This is a genomic window from Oscillibacter hominis (genome assembly GCF_014334055.1).
Classification (GTDB): Bacteria; Bacillota; Clostridia; order Oscillospirales; family Oscillospiraceae; genus Oscillibacter; species Oscillibacter hominis.
The window spans coordinates 1,180,719-1,206,693 of the sequence record NZ_CP060490.1; the positions used below are offsets into that span (position 1 = coordinate 1,180,719).

A 25,975-nucleotide genomic window follows, 5' to 3' on the forward strand; every position below is an offset into this window, starting at 1 on the left:
TCTCAGGAAGAGGGGAGGGACAAGCTTTGCAGGAACAGCGGATTTACGAGGTATCCCAGGTCAACCAGTACATCAAGGGCCTGTTGGACCAGGCGCCGGAGCTCAACCGCCTCTATGTGCGCGGCGAGCTCTCCAACTATAAAATGTACCCATCGGGACATCATTACTTCACACTCAAAGACGCCGAAGGGGCGCTGCGCTGCGTGATGTTCCGCGCAAGCGCCGCGAAGCTCCGCTTCCGGCCGGAAAACGGCATGAAGGTGATCGCCTGCGGACGGGTGGCCGTCTTCCCCCGGGACGGCGCCTACCAGCTCTACTGCACGGAGCTGTCCCCAGACGGCGTGGGGGACCTCTATGTGGCTTTTGAACAGCTCAAGGCCAAGCTGTTGGCGGAGGGCCTTTTTGACCCCTCCCACAAAAAGCCGCTGCCGCCCTACCCCGAGAAGATCGCCATCGTCACCTCTTCCGCCGGAGCGGCGGTCCATGATATGATCCGTATTCTGCGCAAGCGCTACCCCATTGCCAAGGTGATTCTGCTGCCTGTCCGGGTCCAGGGCGCGGAGGCGCCGCCGGAAATTGCCGGCGCCATCCGCTATGCAAACCGCTGGAAAGTAGGGGACCTGATCATCACCGGCCGGGGCGGCGGGTCCATGGAGGACCTCTGGGCCTTCAACGACGAGCGGGTGGCCCGGGCCATCTATGAATCGGAGCTGCCGGTGATCTCCGCCGTGGGCCATGAGCCGGACGTGACCATATCCGACTTTGTGGCGGACCTGCGGGCGGCCACGCCCTCCAACGCGGCGGAACTGGCTGTGCCGGATATGGCGGAGCTGCTGCGCTATCTCCAAAGCGCCGGAGCCCGTCTCTCCCAGGCAGAGTCCCAGAGGCTCCAGATGCTGCGGCAAAAGCTGGACGGCTTGCGGCGTAAGCGGGTTCTTCTGGACCAGACGGCCTACATCCAGGATAAGCGGATGCTGCTGGCCCATCTCCAGCAGCGGCTGGCCGATGTGGAGGCCCAGTCCCTGTCCCGGCGAAAGGCCCAGTTTTCCTCCTTAAGCGCGGCGCTGGACGCCATGAGCCCGCTGAAGGTCCTGGGCCGCGGCTATGCCGTGGCAAGGACGGAGCAGGGGGAGATTCTGAAGTCCGCCCGGGATGCGGCGGCAGGTGACCGGGTGCATGTGACCCTGGGAGAAGGCGGCCTTTTGTGCCGCGTGGAAAAAACGGAGGAGCAGTCATGAAACAAAAGACATTCGAAGAGAAAATCTCCCGTTTGGAAGAAATCGTGGCCCTTCTGGAAAAGGGGGACGCCCAGCTGGCGGACTCCCTGGCGCTCTTTGAAGAGGGGACGAAGCTGGCCTCCTCCTGCGCCCTCCAGTTGGACGAGGCGGAGCAGAAGGTGGTCGCGCTGATGAAGGGGCCGGACGGCGCGCCGGTGGAAAATACGTTTGCAAGTGAGGATACCGATGGGCAATCATAAATTTTCCCCCCAGTACGAGGATTACCGCACGGAGACCGACCGGTTTTTGGAAAGCCTCTTTTTGGGAGAGCCGCTTTACAGCGACCTCTATGCCTCCATCCGCTACAGCCTTCTGGCCGGCGGCAAACGCATCCGCCCGGCCCTCACGCTGGAATTTGCAGACCTTTGCGGCATGGACTGGCACAAAGCGCTGCCGGTGGCCTGCGCTGTGGAGCTGGTGCATACCTATTCCCTGATCCACGACGACCTGCCCTGCATGGACAACGACGAACTGCGACGTGGCAAGCTGACCAACCACAAGATGTTTGGTGAGACGCTGGCGGTGCTGGCCGGAGACGCGCTGCAGCCGGAGGCGTTCCGCCTGATCCTCTCCGCGGAGGACCTTTCCGCAGAGAACCGGGCGGACTGTGCCCTGATCCTGGCCCGGGCCGCCGGGGCTGACGGCATGGTGGCGGGGCAGGTGCTGGATACCCTGCACCATCTCACAAGCCGGGAGGACATCACTCTCCTGCACAGCCTGAAGACCGGGGCCATGATCTCCGCTGCAGCGGAGATGGGCTGCGCCGCAGCCGGAGCGGGGGCGTGGATGCGTCAGGCCGCCAGGCAGTATGCCTCCCAGGTGGGCTTGGCCTTCCAGATCCGGGACGACATGTTGGATGTGATCGGCAGCGAGAAGGCGTTTGGAAAGCCGATCGGCTCAGACAAAAAAGAGGGGAAGCTGACCTTTGTGGACCTTTTGGGCATGGAGGGCTGCGGTGAAGCCATCCGTGCGTGCACGGAGCAGGCGAAAGCCGCCGTGGAGCCCATTCCCAACCATGCGTTTTTATTCCGCCTCGCAGATTATCTGGCGGACAGGACACAGTGATCGCGGGAGCCGGCCACATTGTGGCCGGCTTTTTTTATGCATGATTTTTCAGAAAAAATTCACAAATGGATATACGGTATACGTTGCATATTTCAGCCGGAGGTGGTATACTACATGTGCTAAGTCAGCGGCGCAGTATTCTAGTCAGAACTGCCGTTTTCCAGGAAGGGCCTAAAAATCCTTTGAAGGGCACATCGATGAAACCCCTGGTGCCTGCTTGTTACGCCCAGTTTCGGGTGGGTGCTGGGGGGAAGCGCGTTTGCAATGCGCTTGCAGTTGTAGGGCGCTTTCCAATGGCATGGGAATCCCGACCCTGCTCCTGTGGAGACCTGTTCTTGTGCACAGACGTACTCCCTGCGTGGTAACCGGCCTGTGTACGAAACAGATTTGAACCTGCAATGCGGTGTGGACGGAGCGTCCGCTCCCAAACGCTGTGTGCAGAGTAGCCTGCCTTGAGTGGGTCTGGCGAATGGGAATCTACGCACCTGTGCCCCGGCCAGGGCTGGGTGCTATTGCCCTGAAACCTTGCCTGCAAAAGAGGCTAAGAAACGGTTAGACTGTTGTGGAAATCACCTAGGCTGTCCTAACGAGGGAAGCAGAGGGATTGCAGTGCGGACTAAGTGGCAGTCGGGTATCGCATCTGGCGACATTGCGGCATGGCGCTGAAAGGGAAACCACCTGATCGGCAACGAGAGGCGCGCCATGGGGAAATCCAACCCGTACCTAAGCCGTAAGATTTACCTCTGTAGCTGCCGCTGCTTAGCATTTATCATCCTGTTCGGAGGAGTTTCCTGTTGGACAAAGATCAAAAACGAAGGAATAAGGGCAATGAAAAACCGCAATATCAGTGGATTTTGCGGGTTTTCTTCATGTCTGTGGCTCTTTCCGCGGCCCTGAGCCTCCTGTCGGAGACGGCATTGGAGGGCGCAGGGATCCTACTGGCGGTGCTGGTGCTGGCGGTATTTATCCTGTTGGGCATCGGGTTTGATGTGGTGGGCGTGGCTGTTACCGCGGCGGATGAGCGGCCGTTCCACTCCATGGCGGCACACAAGGAAAAGGGCGCCGCCGAGGCGCTGTCGCTGCTGCGCAACGCAAGCCACGTCAGCAGCTTCTGCAACGACGTGGTGGGCGATATCTGCGGCATTGTCAGCGGCACCACGGCCGCCGTCATCGTGACGCGTCTGCACCAGGCCTTCAGCATAAACGGCCTGCTGCTGTCCGTGGGCTTCACCGCCCTGATCTCCGGGCTGACCATCGGGGGAAAGGCCCTGGGCAAGAATTTTGCCATCCAAAACAGCACCGGCGTGGTGTTTGCGGTGGCCAAAGTACTGCATATGTTTCATCGCCGCTGACCGGAAGGGAGTCGCGAGTTTTGATATTAGAGAAAATCCATTCCCCTGCGGATGTAAAGGCCCTGAGCCGGGAGGAGACGGAACGGCTCTGCGTGGAGCTGCGCCGTTTTCTGGTGGATCAGGTGTCGAAAACAGGGGGGCATCTGGCTTCCAACCTGGGTGCCGTAGAGCTGACGGTGGCGCTGCACCGGGTATTTGACACGGCCAGCGACCGGCTGGTGTTTGACGTGGGCCACCAGTGCTATGTACACAAGGCTCTGACCGGACGCCAGGAGCTCTTTTCCACGCTGCGTACATTCGGCGGGCTGTCCGGATTCCCCAAACCCTATGAGAGCGGCCATGACGCCTTCATTGCCGGCCATGCCTCCAATTCCGTGTCTGTGGCGCTGGGCATGGCCCGGGCCCGGACGCTGCTGAAAGAAAACTACACGGTGATCGCCCTGATCGGCGACGGGGCCCTGACCGGCGGCCTTGCCTATGAGGGGCTCAACAACGCCGGCGAGTCAGGCGAACCGCTGATTGTGATTCTCAATGACAACGGCATGTCCATCAACCCCAATGTGGGGGCCATGTCCAACCACCTGAGCCGCCTGCGGACCCGGCCTGGATACTACCATTTTAAAAAGTGGTATCGGAACGCCCTGGGGAACAGTGAATTCGGCATGAAAGTATACCGGTTCAACCACCGGATCAAGACGGCGGTTAAAAAGACACTGTGGCCGGGAAGCACCCTCTTTGAGGACATGGGCTTCACCTATCTTGGCCCGGTGGACGGACACAACTTGGACCGGCTGTGCCATGTGCTCCAGTGGGCAAAGGAATTGAACCGCCCGGTGGTGGTCCATGTGAATACAATCAAGGGCAAGGGATATCCCTTTGCGGAGCAGGACCCCGGCAAATTCCACGGCATCGCGCCCTTTGACCCGGAAACCGGCCTGGTGAAAAAGAAGGAGATCAACAGCTTCTCCCATGTGTTCGGCAACGCTTTGACAGAGTATGCCCAGCGGGATGGGCGGGTCTGCGCCATCACGGCGGCCATGGAGGATGGGACGGGGCTCCACCACTTTGCCAAAACCCTGCCGGAGCGCTTTTTTGATGTTGGGATTGCCGAGGGGCATGCAGTTTCCATGGCGGCGGGCATGGCAAAACAGGGCCTGATCCCCGTGTTTGCAGTCTATTCAAGCTTTTTGCAGCGCAGCTACGATATGCTGATTCACGATGTGGCCCTATCCAACCTCCACGTGGTGCTGGCCGTGGATCGGGCCGGGCTTGTGGGCGCCGACGGCGAAACCCATCACGGCAGTTTGGATGCGCTGTTTCTGCCGGAGATCCCCAATATGACGGTGCTTTGTCCCTCCAATTACGCGGAGCTGCGCAAGATGCTGGAACAGGCCCTTTTTGAAATAGAAGGCCCTGTGGCGGTGCGGTATCCCCGGGGAGGGGAGGGCGCGTATCGCGACGACAGCGGCAGCGCACCGATCGTCTGCCTGCGCCCGGGAACGGATATCACCCTTGTCAGTTATGGGACGCTGATCAACAATGTGCTGGAAGCGGCTGAGGAATTGGAGCGCCAGGGCATTTCCGCCCAAGTGCTCAAGCTCAACTGCATCGCCCCCATGGAGAAGGGCTGCCTGATGCGCTCTGTACGCGCCACCCGCCGCCTGCTGGTGGTGGAGGATTCCTTCGGCGCCGGATGCGTTGGTCAGCGGATTGCCGCCATGATGGCGGAAGAGGGCTGGGCACCGGAGAAGCTGATTTTGAAAAATCTTGGAAAAACCATTGCCCCTCAAGGGACGGTGGCGGAGCTCCAACGCAGCTATGGGCTGGATGCCCGGGGCATTGTGGAGTCGGTATTGGAGGAGTGCAGATGAGCGCAAAGACCAGATTGGATGTTCTTCTGGTGGAACTTGGGCTGCAGGAGAGCCGCCAAAAGGCCCAGGCCACCATCATGAGCGGGCTGGTCTTCGTGAATCAGCAGCGCGTGGATAAGCCGGGCACCGCGGTGCCAAGGGATGCAAAAATTGAAATTCACGGCAGCGCGCTGAACTATGTGAGCCGCGGCGGGTTAAAATTAGAAAAGGCAATGGCCTCTTTTCCCATCTCACTGAGCGGCGCGGTCTGCGGCGACATCGGCGCCTCCACAGGAGGCTTTACGGACTGCATGCTGCAAAACGGCGCGGCAAAGGTCTACGCTGTGGACGTGGGATACGGCCAGCTGGCCTGGTCGCTGCGCTCCGATCCCCGGGTGGTCTGCCTGGAGCGGACCAACGCCCGCTACCTCACCCATACCGAGGTACCGGATGAGCTGGATTTCGCGTCGGTGGATGTGAGCTTTATCTCACTGAAGCTGATCCTTCCTCCGCTCTGGGGCCTGCTGAAAGACGGCGGCCATGTGGTCTCGCTGGTCAAGCCGCAATTTGAGGCCGGCCGGGAAAAGGTGGGAAAGAAGGGCGTTGTCCGGGATCCTGCGGTCCACCTTGAAGTGCTGGAACATTTCCTAAATCACGCAAAGGAATCTAACTTTACAGTTCTTGGTTTGACCTACTCCCCAATCCGGGGGCCGGAGGGGAACATCGAATACCTGGGCTATTTGCAAAAGGGCGGCGAACAGGCGTCATTTGACCTGAAGGCCCTGGTGGAAGAGTCCCATCGGTGCCTGAAGGAGGGGAACGAATGAAAAAAGTGATACTCTGCCCCAACCCCTATCGGGACAAGGGCTTTGCCGGGACCAAGGCGGCGCTGGAGTTGCTCAAAGGCACCGGATTGAAAACCGTGGTGTGTCTGCCTTTCAGCGATGATGGGCGTTTCCGGGACCCGGAGCTCAACATGCTTCCCCTGCAGCACGAGTTGAGAGACAGCGATATGGTACTCGCCTTTGGCGGCGACGGGACCATCCTGCATTTGGCGAAAGCGGTCGCACTGCGGGGGATTCCCATGTTGGGCGTCAACTTGGGCAGCCTGGGGTTCATCTCCGAACTGGAACAAAATGAAATGCCCCGGCTGCGGGAGCTGGCGGAGTGGAATTTTGCGGTGGAATCCCGCATGATGCTGGATGTGGCCGTGCTGCGCAATGGGAAGCAGATCTACACCAACCTGGCGCTCAACGAGGCCTCTGTCACAAAAGGCGCCGTGGCCCATGTGATCAAGCTCCATGTCTCCTCCGACGGTAAGGACTTGGTGGAGGTACGGGGCGATGGCATCGTCCTGGCAACGCCCACCGGTTCCACGGGATACTCCCTGTCCGCGGGCGGCCCCGTGGTGGAGCCCACGGCCCGGAATCTGCTGGTCTCCCCGATCTGCCCCATCTCCATGCGGTTCAACTCCTATGTGCTTTCCCCAGAGCACACGCTGACCGTATGGCCGGTGGAGTCGGGCCGGAAGCCGGTCTACCTCTCGGTAGACGGCGGAAAGGCCTTTCTGCTGAAATCCGGCGACGTGGTCCAGGTCCGTCAGTCCAAGCATGAATTGAAGCTTGTCCGTTTGTCCGGGAAGAGCTTCAGTGAGATATTCGAAAAGAAACTGCTCGCAGGAGGACAAAAGGATGAAAAATGACCGGCAGGCAAAAATTTTGGAGATCATTACCTCGGAGAATATTGAGACCCAGGAGCAGCTTCTGACCCGCCTGCAGGACGCGGGAATCCGCAGCACCCAGGCCACGATTTCCCGGGACATTAAGCAGATGCACCTCATCAAGGAGCCCATGGGGCAGGGGATGTACCGCTACGCCGTTTCGGGCAACCGGACGAAGCTGAATTTTGCAGAGCGCCTGCGGACCATTTTCCGGGAGAGTATCACCAGCATCGACAGTGCCCAGAACATTGTGGTACTCAAGACCATGCCAGGGCTTGCGTCGGCGGCCTGCGCCGCCATGGACGGTATGGAGTTCCCCTTTATGGTTGGTTCCCTGGCTGGAGACGACACCGCCTTCATCATCATGCGGGACAACGAAAGCGCCGATGAATTCTGCAAGGAGATACAAGAGATGCTCTGATCCATCCGATCATCTTAAGTGGGGAGGGAGACCATGCTTCAGCTGCTGCACATTGAAAATATCGCGGTGATCCAGGAGGCGGATATCTCCTTCCAGCCTGGGTTCAACGCCCTGACCGGCGAGACCGGCGCCGGCAAATCCATCGTTATCGACGCCTTGGGCGCTGTCCTTGGCAGCCGCACCTCCCGGGACCTGATCCGTACCGGGGCAGGCAAAGCCTTTGTCAGTGCGGAGTTCACCGGGGTGCCGTCGGACCTGCCCGGATTGGTGGAAAACGGCATCACACCGGACGAGGACGGCGCGCTGCTGCTGCAGCGGGAGATCATGGCGGATGGAAAGAACCTCTGCCGGGTCAACGGCCGGCCCGTCACCGTGGCCCAACTGCGCCAGATCGGCAATGAACTGCTGAACATCCACGGCCAGCACGACGGCACACAGCTCCTGGACGAGGAGCAGCACTGCGGATATCTGGACCGCTTCGGCCGCGTGTGGCCGCAGCTTGAGGCGTATGGCGCCTGCTTTGCCTCCATGATGGAGCTGCGCCACAAGATTCGCTCCCTTCAGATGGACGAGGCGGAAAAGGCCAGAAAGGTGGACAGCCTCCACTTCCAGATCGATGAGTTGGAGCGGGCCAACCTGAAAACTGGGGAGGAAGAGGAGCTGAACGCCCGGCGGGACATCCTGCGCAACAGTGAAAAATATATCTCTGCCCTCAGCGGAGCGGATTACTGCCTCAGCGGCGACGACGACAGCGTTGGGGCCCTGGCCCAGATCCGGGAGGCGGAGATGGCCCTGGCCGGTGTGAAAAACTTGGGCGGGCAGCTTGCCGAGCTTGCGGAACGCCTGTCCCAGATGCGCAGTGAAGTATATGACCTTGCTGAGATTGTCCGGGATTTGAAAGAGGATTTTGAGTTCTCCCCGGCGGAATTGGATGCGTTGGAAAGCCGGGCAGACCAGCTCTACCGGCTGAAAAAGAAATACGGCTCCACGGTGGAGGAGATGCTGGAGTACCTGGACCGCTGCCGGAGCGAGCTTGGCGAGATCGAACTGGCCGGCGACACGCTGGAGCAGCTGGAAAAAAAGCTGCGGTCGGCGGAGAAGAGGGCAGCGGAAGCGGCGGAAGCTTTGACCAAGGTTCGCAAGGCGGCGGCGGGCGAGTTGGAGCAGCGGATTTTGAGCGAGCTCCGGGACCTGGATATGGGAAAGGTGCGTTTTTCCATCGAGATTGTGCCGAAGGAGATGGATGCCACCGGAATGGACCAGGTTCGCTTCCTCATGTCGGCCAATGCCGGTGAGGATTTGAAGCCCATCTCCAAAATCGCCTCCGGCGGCGAACTGGCCCGGATCATGCTGGCCCTGAAAAACGTGTTGGCTGAGCAGGAGCGGGTGGGCACGCTGGTGTTCGACGAGGTGGATACCGGCGTGTCCGGCCGGGCAGCCCAGCGGGTGGCAGAGAAGCTGGCCGCCGTGTCCCAGGGCAAACAGGTGCTGTGCGTGACCCATCTCCCGCAGCTGGCCGCCATGGCCGACACCCATTTTTCCGTGGAAAAAGGGGAGGAGAAGGGCCGTACTTATACCCGCGTGATCTGCATGGACTCCGAGCAGCGCAAGGCAGAGCTTGCCCGGATCACCGGCGGCAGCCGCATCACGCCCGCGCTGCTTAAAAGCGCGGAAGAGCTGATGCGCGAGGCGGAAATTTATAAAGAGGGGTTGCACCATTGGAAAAAATAGAGACCATGCGAAAGCAGCTTTTGGACGTCTTTCCCATCCGGAAAACCGCGGCGCAGAAGCAGGCGTTCCGGGAGTGGCTGACCCGCTCTTTGCGGAAGATGGGCTACCCCGTTGAGGTCGAGACCTATGGGATGGGCACCAACAATGTAATCGCCGGACGGCCGGAAACCGCGGAGCTGGTGTTTACGGCCCATTACGACACGGGCCCCCGGGGCATTGGGTTTGTATCGCCCACCAATCTGCTGCTGTCCGTGCTGATCCCGGTGGCCACGGTGCTCCTGATGGCGGCGGCCGCGTTTGTGCTCTCCGTGCTGCCCACGTTTTTGATGGACGCGCCGGGCGCCACGGTCCCGCTCTTTGTGGCGCTGATGTTTTTCGGCCTGTGGATGATGGTGCGCGGCCCGGCAAACCCCAACAATGCCAACAGCAACACCTCCGGCGTGCTGGCGGTGCTCTCCATCGCCCAGGCCCTGCCGAAGCCGCTTCGGAAGCACGTGGCCTTTGTCTTTTTTGACAACAGTGAGGCGGGGATGGCCGGCGCGTCCAAGTATAAAAAGAAGCACTCCGCGGAAATCGGGAGCCAGGTATTTTTCAACTTTGACTGCGTGGGGGACGGCGACTACATTTTGCTGATGCCCTCTAAAAAATCCAGATGGGACGGCCAGCTGCTGGACAATCTGGAGCAATGCTATCAGCCGGTGGGGGAGAAGGTGGTCAAACAGACCATAGAGGGGCTGGTTTACTACCCCTCCGACCATCGGAAATTTGCCTTCCATGTGGCGGTGGGCGCGTTCCACCGGAAAAAGGGCGTGGGATACTACTTGAGCCGCATCCATACGCCAAAGGATACGGAACTGGATGAAACCAATATCATGCTGCTTCGGGACGGCACGGTGCGCCTGATCGAGGCGTATTACAACGAGAAGACGGGAGACGAGAAACATGCAGATTTATGAGGAGCTGGTGGCCCGCGGCCTGATTGCCCAGGTGACGGATGAACAGGAGATCAGAGAGCTGATCAACAACGGAAAAGCCACCTTTTACATTGGGTTTGACCCCACAGCGGACAGCCTCCACGTGGGCCACTTTATGGCGCTGTGCCTGATGAAGCGGCTGCAGATGGCGGGCAACCGGCCCATCGCCCTTATCGGCGGCGGAACCGGATACATCGGCGACCCCTCCGGCCGCAGCGACCTGCGGTCCATGATGACGCCGGAAACCATCCAGCATAACTGTGACTGCTTCAAAAAGCAGATGGAGCGCTTCATCGAGTTCGGCGAGGGCAAGGCCATGATGCTCAACAACGCTGACTGGCTGCTGAAGCTGAACTACGTGGACTTGCTGCGTGAGGTGGGCGCCTGCTTCTCCGTCAACAACATGCTGCGGGCCGAGTGCTACAAGCAGCGGATGGAGAAGGGGCTGAGCTTCCTGGAGTTCAACTACATGATTATGCAGTCCTATGACTTCTACCACATGTTCCAGACCGTGGGCTGCAACATGCAGTTCGGCGGAGACGATCAATGGAGCAATATGCTGGGCGGCACGGAGCTGATCCGCAGAAAGTTGGGCAAGGACGCCTATGCCATGACCATCACGCTGCTGATGAACTCCGAGGGCAAGAAGATGGGCAAGACCGCCAACGGCGCCGTCTGGCTGGACCCCGCCAAGACCAGCCCCTTCGACTTCTATCAGTACTGGCGCAATGTGGGTGACTCGGATGTGCTCAAGTGCATCCGCATGCTGACCTTCCTGCCCCTGGACGAGATCGACGCCATGGATCACTGGGAGGGCAGCCAGCTCAACCGCGCCAAGGAGATTCTGGCCTATGAGCTGACCAAGCTGGTCCACGGGGAAGGGGAGGCCCAAAAGGCCGAGGAGGCCGCCAAGGCCCTCTTTGCCGGCGGCGGTGACACGGAGCACATGCCCACCACCACCTTGGGCGACGCCCAGTTCAGCGACGGCCAGATCGGTGTACTGAGCCTCTTGGTGGCCTGCGGGCTCTGCGCCTCCAACGGCGAGGCCCGCCGCCTGGTCCAGCAGGGCGGAGTCAGCGTCAACGACAAAAAGGTTACCGACGCGGCCCAGTCCTACACCAAGGACGACTGCGCTGGCATGGTGATCAAAAAAGGCAAAAAGGTGTTCCATAAAGTGCAGGTACAAGCATGAAGAAGAGCTGAGGCAATGCCTCAGCTCTCTTTTTTCAGCAGATGGTAAGTATTCAGTGCGTGCTTGAGCTGCTCAAGATGCTCCGGGCTCATCTCGCACAGAGGCAGCCGCAGTTCACCGGCTCCATATCCCATCAGGTTCAGCGCGGTTTTCACCGGGATGGGGTTCACCTCGCAGAACAGTGCGTCGCAGAGCTCCTTGAGGTGCAGCTGGAGCTGTCCCGCCTCCTGGAAATGATCCGTCAGGCACAGATGGGTCAGCAGGTGCATCTCCTTGGGCATCACGTTTGCCGCCACGGAGATGACGCCCACGCCGCCCAAGGCGCAGATACAGGTGGTCTCGTCGTCGTTGCCGGACCAGATGTAAAAGTCCTCCGGACAGAGGTTGCGGGTTTTCTGGATGAGGCTGAAATTGCCAGAGGCCTCCTTGACACCTGCAATATTGGGGTGCTTGGACAGGGCGGCGTAGGTCTCCGCAGTGAAGCCCACCCCGGTGCGGGAGGGGACGTCGTAGAGGATCATGGGGATGTCGACGGCGTCCGCGATCTTGTTGAAGTGGCGGATCAGCCCCAACTGCGTGGCCTTGTTGTAGTAGGGAGTGACCAGCAGCAGGCCGTCCGCGCCAGCCGCCTCCGCGTCCCGGGACAGCGCCAGGGCGTTTTCCGTGCTGTTGGAGCCGGTCCCGGCAATCACGGGCACCCGGCCGTCCACATGCTCGATACAGTATTCGATGGTGTTCATCCGTTCCCGGTAGGTCATGGTGGAAGACTCGCCGGTGGTGCCGCAGACTATGATCGCATCCGTCCCGTTGGCCAGCTGGAAGTCGATGAGCCTTCCCAGGGCTGGCAGGTCTACCACGGCTTTGGTAAACGGCGTCACAATTGCTACGCCAGATCCTGTAAAGATAGGTTCCTTCACAATCAATACACTCCTTTATGATAAAAAAGAGCGTGCGCCCGCAACTTCGCAGACGCACGCGTTCTCTTTTGTAAAGCTTACTTGGCGCTGATGTATCCTTCCTTGCACAACAGCTCCGCTAACAGCACTGCACCGCCGGCAGCGCCCCGGAGGGTGTTGTGGCTGAGGCAGACGAACTTATAATCGTACTGGGTATCGGGGCGCAGCCGGCCGATGGAAACCGCCATGCCGTGCTCCAGGTTCCGGTCCAGACGGGTCTGGGGCCGGTCGTTCTCTTCAAAGTAGTGCAGGAACTGCCTTGGCGCGGAGGGAAGCTCCAGCTCTTGTGCCCGGCCGCGGAAGGAGGCCCATTCGGCCTTGATCTCCTCCATGGAGGGAACCTGATCCTGAAACTTCATGAAGCAGGCCGCCATGTGGCCGTCCAGACAGGCCACCCGGAAGCACTGGGCGGTGATGGAGGGGCCCTCGGCCTTGACAATCCGGTCGCCCTCAATGCGGCCCCACAGCTTCAGGGGCTCCTGCTCGGATTTCTCCTCCTCGCCGCCGATGTAGGGGATGACGTTATCCACCATCTCCGGCCAGCGTTCAAAGGTCTTGCCGGCGCCGGAGATGGCCTGATAGGTACAGACCAGCGCCCGGTCCAGACCGAACTTTTTCAGCGGGTGCAGCGCGGGCACATAGCTCTGAAGGGAGCAGTTGGACTTGACGGCGATGAAGCCCCGCTTGGTGCCCAGGCGTCTGCGCTGGGCGTCGATGATCCGGATGTGCTCGGGGTTCAGTTCAGGCACCACCATGGGCACATCGTCGGTCCAGCGGTGGGCGCTGTTGTTGGAGACAATGGGGCACTCCAGTTTGGCGTATTTTTCTTCCAGGGCGCGGATCTCTTCCTTTTTCATGTCCACTGCGCAGAAGCAGAAGTCCACCAGCCCGGCAATCTTCTCCGCATCCGCCTCGGCGTCCATGACCACAATTTTCTTTGCTTCCTCGGGCATGGGCTGTTCCAATGCCCAACGGCCATTCACCGCTTCTTCGTAGGATTTTCCGGCGCTGCGGGCACTGGCGGCGATCACGGTCAGTTGGAACCAGGGGTGGTTTTCCATCAAAGTGATGAACCGCTGGCCCACCATTCCTGTGCCTCCGATGATGCCAACCTGATACTTTTTCATGCGTACTTCCTCCTATGTAAAAATAATTCTGAATTCATGGAAAGATTCTTGTCGATTTTGCTTGAAATGGGGTTGTTTTTTGTACTATAATGTACAGAGTATCAATGATATGTTTTTGTAGTGCGGACAAACGTTCGCCCACCAAACAACGGATTTGCCTAATGGTAGCACACTTCTTTCCGGGAGTCAACCAGAAAATCAATGGAGGCGCTATGAAGAGATTTTGGACTGCGGCCGCGTTGGGCGCCCTGCTGGTGTGCCTTACCTGCGTCAGTGCGTTTGGGGCCGTCAACGACATACTGAAGGTGGGGCTTCGCTACGGCTCCGACGCCCTGTATTCCGCCAATTTGGAGAATTACACCGGCAACGGTTCGGGGTACTCCTTTGGGTATTTTGACGAGGGGCGCGGCTTCGTGCCGCTGGGGAGCACCTCCTATACCACCGTATCCATGACCCAGGACGGCAACATCTATGTGGCCTCTGACGGCACCTATTCCTCTACCGCGCCCTCCGGAGCCTTCTCTGTGATCGGGGGATATCATGTGCAGCTCCCGGGAAGCTACCCCTCCTATGAAAGCGCCCAGTCGGCCGCCGGCGCCTATGACGGGTTTGCCGCCTATGTGGGCGGGAGCTTCTATGCAAGGGTCGGGTCCTACTCCTCTTATGGGGAGGCCCAGTCGGCCGCCGCAAGCTATGGCGGAGATGTGGCCGAGCCAAGCAGCACGGGCGTGAGCGTCACCGTGACCGGAACCTCCAAGATTCTTTTCCAATTCGACTGCTATGGCGCAAGGAGCCTCGGCATCCGGCCGGAGGGCGCAGCGAATCCCATCACCTGGTTCAAGGGTTATCGCTATTACGGCGCCTTTGAATACCAGCGCGTCACAGGCGGCAGGATCAATGTGATCAACGTGGTCAGCCTGGATGACTATGTCAAGGGCGTGATCCCTTATGAGATGAGCGGGGATTGGCCCCTGGAGGCCCTGAAGGCCCAGGCGGTCTGCGCCAGGACCTACGGCGCCAGGACCACAAAGCACCTGGGTTCCTATGGGTTTGACCTTTGCAGCGGAACCGACTGCCAGGTCTACCGCGGTACGGCCAGCGCCACCTCCAACAGCAACCGGGCGGTGGAGGAGACAGCGGGGCAGTGCCTCTACTACAACGGCAGCTACATCGACGCGGTCTACCACGCCTCGGACGGAGGCGCCACTGAGGATGCGGCCAACGTCTGGGGCGGGGACACAGCCTATCTGATCGGGAAACAGGACCCCTATGAGGGCACCATCTCCATCCCCAACTACCAGTATACCGTCACCTATACCCCATCTCAGCTCACCTCCATTTTGCAGGCCAAAGGGTATTCCATCGGAACAATTGTCAATGTGTATGTCTCAGAACGCACCAATATGGGCAATGTATGTAAGGTGACTTTTGTAGACAGTTCCGGAAAGGATCTGACCGTCTCCCGGGAAACCTGCCGGACGGTGTTTTACAGCAGTACATACAATAAATCGGTACGCAGCATGCGCTTTGACATCGCCGGGGGCAGCGGGGGAGCGCCGGCCTCCGGGTGCTATGTGAACAACGCATCTACCCGCCTTTCCTCTCTCAGCGGAGCCTATACCATCTCAGGGGACGGGACCGTGGGCCGCTACAGCGGCGAGAGCGCCTATGTCATCACCTCTTCGGGCACAAGCCGTCTTGCCTCCTCCGCATCCTCCGTCCCCTCCGGCGAGGGCTTTACCATCACAGGGACAGGGAACGGCCACAATGTGGGGATGAGCCAGTACGGTGCAAAGGCCATGGCGGAGCAGGGATATCGCTGCGAGGATATCTTACAGTTCTATTATACGGGCGTTTCCATCTGGTGACACCCGAGATTGGAAGAAAGCATGAAAACTTCGGACTTTTATTTTGACCTTCCCAAGGAATTGATTGCGCAGACGCCTCTGGAAAAACGGGACGAGTCCCGCCTTCTGGTGCTCAACCGCGCAACCGGCGAGAAAGAGCACCGGCACTTCTTTGAGCTTCCCCAATTCCTTTCCCCCAACGACTGCCTGATTCTCAACGACTCCCGGGTCCTGCCCGCCCGTCTTTTGGGCCAGCGGCTGCCAGGCGGCGGCGCCTGCGAAATCCTGCTGCTGATCGACAGGGGGGAGCAGGTGTGGGAGTGTCTGGTGCGCCCTGGAAAAAAGCTCCGCCCCGGCCAGCGCGTCAGGTTCGGCAATGGAGAGCTGACGGCTGAGATCGTGGGTGAGGTGGAGGGCGGAAACCGCCTGGTGCGCTTTGCATACGAGGGAATCTTCCTGGAGGTGCTGGAGCGCCTGGGCAAGATGCCTCTGCCGCCCTACATCAAGGAGGAGCTTCAGGACCAGGAGCGATACCAAACCGTGTACTCCAAGGTTGTAGGTTCCGCCGCGGCGCCGACGGCAGGGCTCCACTTCACGCCGGAGCTCCTTGGCAGAATTTCGGAGATGGGCGTGGGCGTGGGATATGTGACGCTCCACGTGGGGCTGGGCACCTTCCGCCCCGTGAAAGAGGATACCATCGAGGATCACGAGATGCACAGCGAGTACTGCGTCATCCCTCAGGAAACAGCCGACCTCATCAACAGGACCCACGCCAGGGGCGGACGGGTGATCTGCGTGGGCACCACCTCCTGCCGGACACTGGAATCCTGGGCCGCTCCCGACGGCACCATGAAGGCCAGCGCGGGGTGGACCAACATCTATATCTATCCCGGCTACCGGTTTAAGGTGATGGACGCACTGGTTACAAACTTCCACCTGCCTGAGTCCACGCTGATTATGCTGGTTTCCGCCTTTGCCGGGCGGGAGTATATTCTGAACGCCTATCAGGAGGCGGTGCGGGAGCGCTACCGCTTTTTCTCCTTTGGCGACGCCATGTTCATTCATTGAACTACTGACCAGAGAGTACGAGTCTATGAAATTGACTGACCTGCCCAATATTGGCCCTGTGCTGGCAGGGCATCTGAACAGCGTGGGCATTGACAGCCCGGAATCGCTGCGGCGGTGCGGCGCCGTGGAGGCGTTTATCAGGATCCGCGCCCAGGCGGACGCAGGGGCGTGCCTGCACGAGCTCTCGGCCCTGGAGGCCGCAGTGGAGGGGATTTCCAAGAAAGAGCTGTCGGCTGAGAAAAAGGCGGAGCTGAAGGCCTTTTATAAAAGTTTAGCGTAGGAGTTTGACTATGTTCACATTGATCACAACCCATGGCCGCGCCCGGCGCGGTACCTTTTCCTGCGCCCATGGCGGTACGGTGCAAACCCCTGTCTTTATGAACGTGGGAACCCAGGCGGCCATCAAGGGCGGCCTCTCAGCCCACGATTTAAAGGGGATCGGGTGCCAGATTGAGCTCTCCAACACCTATCATCTCCACCTCCGTCCCGGGGATGACGTGGTGCGGGCCATGGGAGGCCTTCACAAGTTTATGGACTGGGATGGCCCCATCCTCACCGACTCCGGCGGGTTCCAGGTGTTTTCCCTGTCCTCTTTGCGCAAAATCAGGGAGGAGGGGGTTTATTTTGCCTCCCACCTGGATGGGCGGAAGATTTTTATGGGGCCGGAGGAATCCATGCGGATCCAGTCCAACTTAGGCTCGGACATCGCCATGGCCTTTGACGAATGCGTGGAGAATCCCGCCACCCATGATTACGCCAAGCAGTCCTGTGAACGGACACTGCGCTGGCTGGAGCGGTGCAAGGCGGAGCATGACCGGCTGGTCGCCCTGCCCGATGCGGTGAACCCCGGCCAGCTGCTCTTTGGCATCAACCAGGGCGCCACTTTCGCGGACCTCCGGGTATGGCACATGAAGGAGATCGCCAAGATAGACTGTGACGGCTACGCCATCGGCGGACTTGCCGTGGGGGAGCCCACGGAGGTGATGTACGAGATCATTGACGCGGTGGAGCCCCATATGCCTCAAGAAAAGCCACGCTATCTCATGGGCGTTGGGACCCCCTCCAACATCATTGAGGGGGTGGCAAGAGGGGTGGACTTTTTTGACTGCGTCATGCCGGCCCGCAACGCCCGCCATGGCAAGCTGTTCACCTGGAGCGGGACACTGAACCTGAAGAATGAAAAATACAAAACCGATCCGCTCCCCATCGACCCGGAATGTGACTGCCCAGTCTGCCGCAGCTTTTCCCGGTCCTATCTCAGGCACCTCTTTAAAGCGGAGGAGGTGCTGGCGTTGCGGCTGGCAGTGATGCACAACCTGTATTTTTATAACAAATTGATGGAAAAAATCCGGAATGCATTGGACGAGGGTACCTTCGAATCATTCCGTGCCAGGTACAGCGGGAGGCTGGAGGAGCGGATTTGACAAAAGGCTTGCAAATCCTTCCGCGCTTGGATATAATAGACATACTGATTTTGAAAAAGGAGCCTTTCGAATGAATTCACAAACTTCTTCCATTCTGATGCTGGTAGTTCTGATCGCAGTCTTTTACTTTATGCTGATCCGCCCTGAGAATAAGCGGAAAAAGGCTGCGGAGCAGATGCGCAACAGCCTGAAAAAGGGCGATACGATCACGACCATCGGCGGAATCGTGGGCAAGATCGTATTGGTCACCGAGAACACCATCGTCATTGAAACCAGCGAGGACCGCGTCCGCCTTGAACTCACCAAGTGGGCGGTTTCCACCACCGGCGTCCAGGCCTCCACCGAGCCGGTCAAGGGCAAGAAGAAAAAGGATGAGGATGATATCCCCGAAGAAGAGGAGAGCATTGTGGAAGCTCCCGTGGATGAAATCCCCGCTCCAGAAGAGGAAAAACAGGACTGATTCTTCTAAAAACGCCTCCCCTGGAATATGCTTGTTTACAAAGAGCGTATTCCAGGGGAGGTTTTATGCTATGTCTAAGGGGAAAACAGCCATCACAGTGGGGAAGGGAATCGGCATATCACTGGCGCTGTACCTGCTGCTCCAGTTTTTATGGGCGCTGCTTCTGGTCAAATCCGTTGTCCCGGAGGAGCGTGCTGGACTGCTGGTGACGGTGAGCTGCGGAATTGCCGCGTTTCTTGGCGCGCGCTTTGCCGCCAAAAAGGGCGCGGGATTTCCGTCGGCGCTGGGAAGCACAGTCGGCTTTTTGGCTCTGGTGCTCCTTGCCGGCTACCTGATCTTTGACGGTATGGCGCAGCAGGGCTGGCTCCTCCTGGCCGTGGGGCTGGTGTGCGGCTGCGCCGCCGGGATGAGCAAGGTGGGGAAGAAGAAGCGGAAAAAGAGGAAGCATTGAGCTCAGGTGGGGAAGGCGCTGTAATTATTCACAAAAATCCCCGGAACAACAGAAAAGTCATTGACAACCGCAGCGGAGGTGTTCTCGCATGATCGCGAGGCACCTCTGCTGCGGCTTCGCCAACATCTGGTGGACATAATCGGGAGCCCACCCCACATCTTGACCTTCCGCAGAGGAGAAAAACAGCTGCTGCAATGCTCGTTTCATCGGTTTACATAATTCAATTTACATAATATTTTGTGATAATTTACAAAAAACGAAAATTTCCAGAATAAGCCTTGCGAATCGGCCAAAATTGCAATATATTTAGAAAGAACCATAATTACGTCAACCGAGCTTCTATTTGTCCCATCCGCCGCATAGTCTGTTGCGAGGTGAGGCGGATGAATCGAATGAACAAACCGTTGGGCAGGCGGACAGAGGAACGGCAGACTGTTCACCTTGTGCTGCTGTCACTCTGTTTTGCACTCGGCGTAATTTTAGGACAGGTCTTCAGCGCCAAGGCATCCAACGACCAGGAGCTGACACGCTATCTCAGTGAGTTTTTTCAAATCAGTGAATCGCTGGAGACGGGGATGTTCCTTCCGGCACTGCTGATTTATTTCCGCTATCCGCTGATGGCTTTTTTGCTGGGCTTTGCGTCCATTGGGGCGCTGCTGCTGCCGCTGGTGTCGGCAGCATTTGGCTTCTTTCTCTCCTTTTCCGCCTGCTGTTTTGCCGGGGCCTATGGAAAAGAGGGGATTTTGCTGGCTGTGGCCGTGCTGGGGCTGCGCTGTCTCATCACGCTGCCCTGTTATTTTTGGCTGGCGGTGCCGTCCTTTCGAAACTCCATCTCCCTGGCGCTCCTTTCCTTTGGAAAAGGGAGGCGGTCGGCGCCAGTGGTCTATGATGCAGCCTGGTTTTTGCGCTTTGCCGCATGTGTGGCGGTGCTGTTGGTCGGTGTTTTGTGTGAGGTCTATCTTTCGCCGCTCTTGGTGCGGCTTGCCTGCGCGCGGATTCTATAGAGAGAAGAGGGGGAGATTTTTTGGCAGCGGATTATATCGCCGGATATCGCGACTATCTGACGGATGTCAAGCACTCCTCCGCCAATACGGTCAGTTCTTATCTGAGGGACATCACCCAGTTCCATACCTATCTGGAGGACAATGGGCAGAGCGATTTCAAAAAGGTAAAGCCGGAGACCATCAAGACCTATATGACCTGGATGCTGGGCAAGGGGAAGTCCGCCACCTCCGTCACCCGGTCGGTGGCGTCTTTGAAGTCCTTTTACGGCTACATGGTCAGCTATGGCTTTATGAAGTCCTCTCCCGCAAAGGGGGTGGCTGCGGCCAAGGTGGAGCGCAAATACCCCCAGATCCTCACCAGCAAAGAGGTGGAGCTCTTTTTGGAGCAGCCCCAATGTGTGGATGCCAAGGGGTACCGGGACCATGCCATGCTGGAACTGCTGTACGCAACCGGCATCCGGGTCAGCGAGCTGATCTCCCTGAACTTAGAGGATCTCAACCTGGCCGCCGGGTTGGTTCACTGTGAAAGCAAGGGAAAAGAGCGGATCATCCCGCTATACCACACTGCGGTAAAAGCTTTGCAGGACTATGTCAAGGACATCCGCCCCCAGATCATCTCCGACGCCGATGAGCGTGCCCTCTTTGTCAACATGAACGGTGATCGCATGAGCAGGCAGGGGTTCTGGAAGATCATCAAGTACTATCAGGAGAAGGCCGGCATTGAGAAGGACATTACCCCCCATACGTTGCGCCACTCCTTTGCGGCCCATCTGCTGGAAAACGGAGCGGACCTCCGGTCCATCCAGGAGATGCTGGGTCACGCGGACATCTCCTCCACCCAGATTTACACCCATGTGGTGAAAAAGCAGCTGAAGGACGTATACAATAAGGCCCATCCCCGGGCATAAACCAACCGGCGCGGCAGATCTGCCGCGCCGGTTTCTTTTGCAAAAATATTTTTAAGCCCGCAATCAAACCGGGCCTTTGCAGACTCTAAGAGGTAAAGGGAAGGAGGGGGCGGATGGAGCAGATGGAATTTGCCGGACGGGTGGAGTGCATCCGGGAGCGGCTCTACCGCACGGCATATCTATACCTTGGCAGTCAGGCCGACGCCATGGAAGCGGTGGATGAAAGCGTCTACCAAGGGCTGCGGGCGCTGAAAAAGCTGCGCCAGCCGGAGTTCTTTGAAACCTGGCTCACCCGCATCCTGATCAATCAATGCAAAAAGGAGCTGCGCCGGAGAAAGCGTGTAAGCCCGGAGGAGATGCTGCCGGAGACAGCGGCGGAACAGTACGACGCGCTGCCGCTTCGGGAGGCTGTCGGCCGCCTGCCGGAGGAGCTGCGCAGCGTTGTGATCCTGCGGTATTTCGGAGGCTACACCCTGCAGGAGACGGCCCTGAGCCTGGGAATCCCCCAGGGTACCGCGTCCACAAGACAGCGCCGGGCGCTGAGCCTACTGCGCCTGGAATTGGGAGAGGAGGAACACCAATGAACCGAAAAGAGGAATATTTGCAGCTGATGGATGAACTGAACCAGGCCCCGCCGGAGCTTGCCTACACGGTGCAGCGGGCCCAGGCCCGCCTGCGGACCCACAAACGGCTGCGCAGATTCTTGGGCGTCCCGGTGGGCAGCGCCCTGGCGTTCTTTTTAAGCTTTACGCTCTTGGTGAACCTGCTGCCCACCTTTGCCTACGCCTGCGGCAGGGTGCCGGTGCTGCGGGAGCTGGCCAAGGCCGTGGCCTGGTCCGCTTCCCTCAGCGCGGCGGTGGAACATGAATATGTGCAGCCCATTGAGCAGGAGCAGACGGAAAACAACGTCACCGCCCGTGTGGAGTACGTCATCGTGGATCAAAAGCAGCTGATCATCTTTTACAGTTTAGACTCCGGGCTATATGAACATCTGGAGATCATGCCGGAGCTCCGCAGCCTGGGTGGCGAGTCCATGGATGGCTTCAGCCTGATGTACGGCAACTACGGCGTCCCCAACGGGGAGCTCAACTACCTGACGGCGGACTTTGCGGACAGCATGCCGGACGGTGTGCAGCTGACCATGCAGGTGGCGGATTACAGCCATGAAGTGGACTACGAGGAACCCGAAGAGAGCGGCATCCTGACACAGCCTGAGCATGAGGAGATGGAGTATGTGGCGGAGTTCACCTTCTCCCTTCATTTTGACTCCTACTATACGGCTCAAGGGGAGCGGATCACCGTGGATCAGGACTTCCGGGTGGACGGCCAGACGCTGACCCTTCAGGAAGCTGAGATCTATCCCACCCATATCCGGCTGAATTTCACGGATGATCCGGAAAACACGGCTTGGCTCAAGGATTTGGAGTTCTATCTGGAAAATGAGAAGGGTCAGCGTTTTGAGCCTGTTTCCAACGGAGTGACCGCCACCGGAACGGCGGACTCCCCCATGATGGACTCCTTCCGGGTGGAGAGCAGCTTTTTTGCAAACAGCGAACATCTGACGCTGCACATCACCGGGGCCAAGTGGCTGGATAAGGAGCGGGAGAAGGTAGAGCTGAACCTGAGGGAGTGCACGGCGGAGTTCCTGCCTCAGGGCGTGGAATTCATCCGGTCGGAGGAGATGAAAAACGGCTGGATTTTGACGTTCCGGGCGCCGAAGCAAAAGGAAAGTGCATTCTACCAGCTCTGGAGCCAGACCTTCTATGACGCCCAGGGACGTTCGTATGATATCCGCTCCTGGAGCACCGGGATCGACCCGGAGGGCGGGGAGGACACCTTCAGCCAGGAGATTCCCCTGGTGGACTGCACGGAGGATTTTGTTTGGTTGGAGCCTGCCTTCACCAGGATGGAGACGTTTGCCCAGCCGGTTACGGTGGAGATTCGATAGGGAAAAGGGACCACCGGCCAATTGGCCGGTGGTCCCTTTTTCAGTTGCATCCGGAGTCGGGATTTGATATAATTATGATAATTTGGGGTGGAGGCGCGCAGCATGCTGATTTTGGGCATTGATCCCGGCATTGCCACCATTGGGTTTGGTTTGGTGGCATCGGGCAGGGGACAGGTAAAGATGATACGCTATGGCGTGATCACCACGCCGGCCGGGATTCCGCTTTCCAAGCGCCTTTTTCAGATCGAGTCAGACATGGAGACGCTGATCGGCCAGCTGCACCCGGACGCCATCTCTGTGGAAGAGCTGTTTTTCAACAACAACATCACCACCGGAATCGCCGTGGCCCATGGCCGCGGCGTGATCCTGTACGCAGCGGAAAAGTGCGGTGTGCCTCTTTTTGAGTATACGCCCTCCCAGGTCAAGCAGGCGGTGGTGGGATACGGTAAGGCGGAAAAGCGCCAGGTGATGGATATGACCCGCCGGCTGCTGAAGTTAGACGCGGTCCCCCGGCCGGACGACGCGGCCGACGCGCTGGCGCTGGCCATCTGCCACGCCCGCAGCGCCACGTCTCTTTTGCAGCAGAACCCGGAGGCAAAGTCCACGGTTTAAGGAGTTTTGATATGTTTTATTATTTGGATGGCACGGTGGCGGAGCTGCAGCCCTACTTAGCGGTGATCGACTGCGGTGGGGTGGGGTACGCCTGCATGACCACCAACAATACCCTCTCCGCACTGAAAAAGGGCCAGAGGGCCCGGCTCTACACCTACCTCCATGTGGGGGAGAATGTGTTCGGCCTCTATGGCTTTCAGACCCAGAGTGAGCTGAACAGCTTCAAAATGCTCATCGGCGTCTCCGGGGTGGGACCCAAGGCGGCATTGGCCATCTTGTCGGTGGGCACGCCTGAGACACTTGCCATGGCCATCGTTACCGGCGACGAAAAGGCGCTGACCGTGGCCCCGGGGATCGGCAAAAAAATTGCCCAGCGCATCATCCTGGAGCTGAAGGATAAGATCGCAAAAGAGCAGTCCGCTGTACCCATGGGAGGGGTGAGCGCGGGTGCCTTTTCCACCAAGGCGACGGAGGCTGCGGCGGCTCTCGCGGTGCTGGGCTATTCCAGCCAGGAGGTTTCCGCGGCCATGAAGGGGATCGATGCGGAATCCCTTCCGCTGGAAGAGATCATTCGGGCCTGTCTCAAGAAAATGGTGAAGTGATGGAGAAAAAGCAAGCGGTCAAAACAGGGATTACTTTCGGCTCCTGCCTTGCCATGGTAATCTCGTACACCACATGGCACTCGGTGGGCTGGGCCATCTTCCACGGTCTTTTGAGCTGGGCCTATGTCGCTTACTTTGTCCTGCGGTATTGACCGGAAAGGGATGAGCAATTGAGCATTGACTTTGGGAACGATATCTACGAAGAGCCGCTGGTCACCACCTCCTTTTTGCAGGAGGATGCCAGCGAGGGGTCTTTGCGCCCCAAAAGCTTAAAAGAATACATCGGCCAGGAGAAGGCCAAGGAGAACCTCTCCGTCTTTATCGAGGCGGCCCGCCGGCGCACAGAGTCCCTGGACCATGTGCTGCTCCACGGCCCGCCCGGACTGGGCAAGACCACCCTTGCCGGCATCATCGCGGCGGAGATGGGCGTCAACATCCGCATCACCTCCGGACCTGCCATCGAAAAGCCCGGAGACCTGGCTGCGCTTTTGACCAATCTGAATGAAAACGACATCCTCTTTGTGGATGAAATCCACCGGCTGAACCGGTCGGTGGAGGAAATCCTGTATCCCGCTATGGAGGATTTTGCCATCGACATCATCGTGGGGAAGGGCCCCTCGGCCAACTCCATCCGGCTGGACCTTCCTAAGTTCACGCTGATCGGCGCCACCACCCGGGCAGGCCAGCTCTCCGCGCCGCTGCGGGACCGCTTCGGCGTCACGCTGCGGCTGGAGCTCTACACGCCGGAGGAGCTGACCCAGATCGTAACGCGCAGCGCCGGGATTTTAAATGTGCCCATCCAGCCGGAGGGCGCGCTGGAGATTGCCCGGCGCTCCCGGGGGACGCCCCGCATCGCCAACCGGATGCTGCGCCGGGTCCGGGATTTTGCCGAGGTGCGGGCCAACGGCACCATCACCAGGGAGGTGGCGGACCTGGCCCTTTCCGCGCTGGAGATCGACTATCTGGGGCTGGACCCCATTGACCGGCGGATGCTGCGCGCCATTATGGAAAACTACGGCGGCGGCCCGGTTGGCCTGGAGACGCTGGCCGCCACCATCGGCGAGGAATCCATCACCCTGGAGGATGTCTACGAGCCCTATCTGATGCAGCTGGGCTTTCTCACCAGGACGCCCAGGGGCCGCTGCGTGACCCAAAAGGCCTATCAGCATCTCCATGTCCCCATCCCCGGCGGCGCCGCGCCCGCGTCGCCCATGGACCAGTTGACGCTGGGGTCATGAACTTCCTCGCCCAGATCAAGCTCCGGAAGGAACTGCCGGAGGACTCCTACCTGCTAAGCCTTGCACCGGTGCGTTATCTGATGGAGGGCCATGTGTTGTCCTTTGATCGCCCCGTGACCTTTTTCGTGGGGGAGAACGGTACAGGCAAGTCCACCCTCCTGGAGGCCATCGCCGTATCCTGCGGCTTCAACGCCGAAGGCGGAACCCGGAATTTTCGTTTTTCCACCAACGACACCCACTCGGTGTTAGGGGAATACCTGACCCCTGCCCGCAGGAGTTATCCCAAGGATGGGTTTTTCCTCCGGGCGGAGAGCTTTTACAACGTGGCCACCAACATCGACCAGATGGACGCCGAGTTTTCTTTCGGCCCGCGGCTCATCGACAGCTATGGCGGCGTTTCGCTGCACCGCCAGTCCCACGGCGAGAGCTTTTTGGCCCTGGTGCAAAACCGCTTCCGGGGCAATGGGCTCTATCTGCTGGATGAGCCGGAGGCGGCGCTGTCGCCCTCCAAGCTGCTGGTGCTGCTGGCTGAGATGCACCGCCTGGTGGAGGCGGGCTCCCAATTCGTGATTGCCACCCATTCGCCGATCCTGATGGCTTATCCCGGCGCGCAGCTCTATGAGATGAGCAGCGTCCGCCCGGTGGCCTACCAGGAGACGGAGCACTATCAATTGACCAGGCAATTTTTAAATCATCCGGAGCAGATGCTGCATTATCTGCTGGAGGAATAGGAAAGGAACTTCCTTTT

Annotated in this window: 28 protein-coding genes; 26 read left to right on the top strand and 2 right to left on the bottom strand. The window is 59.1% G+C overall.

Annotated features, from left to right (window positions below; all coding sequences use genetic code 11):
- Positions 1-26: 26 nt before the first annotated feature.
- From xseA to tyrS, 11 genes are all read left to right on the top strand, one after another.
- Positions 27-1,238 (top strand): exodeoxyribonuclease VII large subunit, encoded by a 1,212-nt coding sequence (xseA, locus tag H8790_RS05925; protein ID WP_187333965.1) that lies wholly within the window; start codon positions 27-29, stop codon positions 1,236-1,238.
- Positions 1,235-1,477: an exodeoxyribonuclease VII small subunit gene (xseB, locus tag H8790_RS05930; protein WP_187333966.1), complete on the top strand. Its 243-nt coding sequence runs from the start codon at positions 1,235-1,237 to the stop codon at positions 1,475-1,477. The genes xseA and xseB overlap by 4 nt, the downstream gene beginning before the upstream one ends.
- On the top strand, positions 1,464-2,342 hold the full coding sequence (locus H8790_RS05935) for a polyprenyl synthetase family protein (protein WP_187333967.1): 879 nt from the start codon (positions 1,464-1,466) through the stop codon (positions 2,340-2,342). Before xseB ends, H8790_RS05935 begins: the two co-directional genes overlap by 14 nt.
- A 794-nt stretch (positions 2,343-3,136) precedes the next feature.
- The gene (locus H8790_RS05940; protein WP_187333968.1) at positions 3,137-3,694 is read left to right on the top strand and encodes a hypothetical protein; all 558 of its coding nucleotides are present in this window, start codon (positions 3,137-3,139) and stop codon (positions 3,692-3,694) included.
- A 20-nt stretch (positions 3,695-3,714) separates the two neighbouring features.
- Complete coding sequence (gene dxs, locus H8790_RS05945; RefSeq protein WP_187333969.1) at positions 3,715-5,565, top strand: 1-deoxy-D-xylulose-5-phosphate synthase; 1,851 nt, start codon at positions 3,715-3,717, stop codon at positions 5,563-5,565.
- On the top strand, positions 5,562-6,371 hold the full coding sequence (locus tag H8790_RS05950) for a TlyA family RNA methyltransferase (RefSeq protein ID WP_187333970.1): 810 nt from the start codon (positions 5,562-5,564) through the stop codon (positions 6,369-6,371). Before dxs ends, H8790_RS05950 begins: the two co-directional genes overlap by 4 nt.
- Positions 6,368-7,246 (top strand): NAD(+)/NADH kinase, encoded by an 879-nt coding sequence (locus H8790_RS05955; protein ID WP_187333971.1) that lies wholly within the window; start codon positions 6,368-6,370, stop codon positions 7,244-7,246. The genes H8790_RS05950 and H8790_RS05955 overlap by 4 nt, the downstream gene beginning before the upstream one ends.
- The gene (gene argR / locus H8790_RS05960; protein WP_187333972.1) at positions 7,236-7,685 is read left to right on the top strand and encodes an arginine repressor; all 450 of its coding nucleotides are present in this window, start codon (positions 7,236-7,238) and stop codon (positions 7,683-7,685) included. Before H8790_RS05955 ends, argR begins: the two co-directional genes overlap by 11 nt.
- 33 nt (positions 7,686-7,718) lie before the next feature.
- Positions 7,719-9,416, top strand: coding sequence for a DNA repair protein RecN (gene recN / locus H8790_RS05965; RefSeq protein ID WP_187333973.1), 1,698 nt, complete (start codon positions 7,719-7,721; stop codon positions 9,414-9,416).
- Positions 9,404-10,372, top strand: coding sequence for a M28 family peptidase (locus H8790_RS05970; protein WP_187333974.1), 969 nt, complete (start codon positions 9,404-9,406; stop codon positions 10,370-10,372). The genes recN and H8790_RS05970 overlap by 13 nt, the downstream gene beginning before the upstream one ends.
- Entirely contained in the window at positions 10,359-11,582 is a 1,224-nt protein-coding gene (gene tyrS, locus H8790_RS05975; RefSeq protein WP_187333975.1) for a tyrosine--tRNA ligase, read from the top strand. The genes H8790_RS05970 and tyrS overlap by 14 nt, the downstream gene beginning before the upstream one ends.
- Before the next feature lie 20 nt (positions 11,583-11,602).
- On the opposite strand, the gene dapA is transcribed toward tyrS, so the two are convergent.
- Both dapA and asd read right to left on the bottom strand, forming a co-directional pair.
- Positions 11,603-12,499 (bottom strand): 4-hydroxy-tetrahydrodipicolinate synthase, encoded by an 897-nt coding sequence (gene dapA, locus H8790_RS05980; protein WP_187333976.1) that lies wholly within the window; start codon positions 12,497-12,499, stop codon positions 11,603-11,605.
- 77 nt (positions 12,500-12,576) lie between these two features.
- Positions 12,577-13,665 carry an aspartate-semialdehyde dehydrogenase gene (asd, locus tag H8790_RS05985; RefSeq protein ID WP_187333977.1) on the bottom strand — a complete coding sequence of 363 codons (1,089 nt, stop codon included), beginning with the start codon at positions 13,663-13,665 and terminating at the stop codon, positions 12,577-12,579.
- A 212-nt stretch (positions 13,666-13,877) separates the two neighbouring features.
- Between asd and H8790_RS05990 the strand changes: the two genes are divergently transcribed.
- The 15 genes from H8790_RS05990 to H8790_RS06060 all read left to right on the top strand — a co-directional run bounded on the left by H8790_RS05990 (position 13,878) and on the right by H8790_RS06060 (position 25,958).
- On the top strand, positions 13,878-15,533 hold the full coding sequence (locus tag H8790_RS05990; protein ID WP_243208580.1) for a SpoIID/LytB domain-containing protein: 1,656 nt from the start codon (positions 13,878-13,880) through the stop codon (positions 15,531-15,533).
- Between the two features lie 21 nt (positions 15,534-15,554).
- On the top strand, positions 15,555-16,580 hold the full coding sequence (gene queA / locus H8790_RS05995) for a tRNA preQ1(34) S-adenosylmethionine ribosyltransferase-isomerase QueA (protein WP_187333978.1): 1,026 nt from the start codon (positions 15,555-15,557) through the stop codon (positions 16,578-16,580).
- A gap of 25 nt (positions 16,581-16,605) precedes the next feature.
- A complete protein-coding gene (locus H8790_RS06000; protein WP_187333979.1) occupies positions 16,606-16,860 on the top strand; it encodes a TfoX/Sxy family protein in 255 nt (84 codons plus the stop codon).
- A gap of 10 nt (positions 16,861-16,870) precedes the next feature.
- Positions 16,871-18,004: a tRNA guanosine(34) transglycosylase Tgt gene (tgt, locus tag H8790_RS06005; protein WP_187333980.1), complete on the top strand. Its 1,134-nt coding sequence runs from the start codon at positions 16,871-16,873 to the stop codon at positions 18,002-18,004.
- Between the two features lie 70 nt (positions 18,005-18,074).
- Entirely contained in the window at positions 18,075-18,464 is a 390-nt protein-coding gene (yajC, locus tag H8790_RS06010) for a preprotein translocase subunit YajC (protein WP_187333981.1), read from the top strand.
- A 70-nt stretch (positions 18,465-18,534) separates the two neighbouring features.
- Entirely contained in the window at positions 18,535-18,915 is a 381-nt protein-coding gene (locus tag H8790_RS06015) for a TIGR04086 family membrane protein (RefSeq protein ID WP_187333982.1), read from the top strand.
- Between the two features lie 392 nt (positions 18,916-19,307).
- Positions 19,308-19,919, top strand: coding sequence for a stage II sporulation protein M (locus H8790_RS06020; protein WP_187333983.1), 612 nt, complete (start codon positions 19,308-19,310; stop codon positions 19,917-19,919).
- A gap of 20 nt (positions 19,920-19,939) precedes the next feature.
- Complete coding sequence (gene xerD / locus H8790_RS06025; RefSeq protein ID WP_243208581.1) at positions 19,940-20,827, top strand: site-specific tyrosine recombinase XerD; 888 nt, start codon at positions 19,940-19,942, stop codon at positions 20,825-20,827.
- A 113-nt stretch (positions 20,828-20,940) separates the two neighbouring features.
- Positions 20,941-21,411 carry a sigma-70 family RNA polymerase sigma factor gene (locus tag H8790_RS06030; protein WP_187333984.1) on the top strand — a complete coding sequence of 157 codons (471 nt, stop codon included), beginning with the start codon at positions 20,941-20,943 and terminating at the stop codon, positions 21,409-21,411.
- On the top strand, positions 21,408-22,775 hold the full coding sequence (locus tag H8790_RS06035; protein WP_187333985.1) for a DUF4179 domain-containing protein: 1,368 nt from the start codon (positions 21,408-21,410) through the stop codon (positions 22,773-22,775). Before H8790_RS06030 ends, H8790_RS06035 begins: the two co-directional genes overlap by 4 nt.
- A 102-nt stretch (positions 22,776-22,877) precedes the next feature.
- Positions 22,878-23,387, top strand: coding sequence for a crossover junction endodeoxyribonuclease RuvC (ruvC, locus tag H8790_RS06040; RefSeq protein WP_187333986.1), 510 nt, complete (start codon positions 22,878-22,880; stop codon positions 23,385-23,387).
- Positions 23,388-23,398: 11 nt separating this feature from the next.
- The gene (gene ruvA, locus H8790_RS06045; RefSeq protein WP_187333987.1) at positions 23,399-23,989 is read left to right on the top strand and encodes a Holliday junction branch migration protein RuvA; all 591 of its coding nucleotides are present in this window, start codon (positions 23,399-23,401) and stop codon (positions 23,987-23,989) included.
- Positions 23,989-24,141 (top strand): hypothetical protein, encoded by a 153-nt coding sequence (locus H8790_RS06050; RefSeq protein WP_187333988.1) that lies wholly within the window; start codon positions 23,989-23,991, stop codon positions 24,139-24,141. The genes ruvA and H8790_RS06050 overlap by 1 nt, the downstream gene beginning before the upstream one ends.
- A gap of 18 nt (positions 24,142-24,159) precedes the next feature.
- Positions 24,160-25,227, top strand: coding sequence for a Holliday junction branch migration DNA helicase RuvB (ruvB, locus tag H8790_RS06055; protein ID WP_187333989.1), 1,068 nt, complete (start codon positions 24,160-24,162; stop codon positions 25,225-25,227).
- Positions 25,224-25,958 (top strand): AAA family ATPase, encoded by a 735-nt coding sequence (locus H8790_RS06060; RefSeq protein WP_187333990.1) that lies wholly within the window; start codon positions 25,224-25,226, stop codon positions 25,956-25,958. Before ruvB ends, H8790_RS06060 begins: the two co-directional genes overlap by 4 nt.
- Positions 25,959-25,975 lie beyond the last annotated feature (17 nt).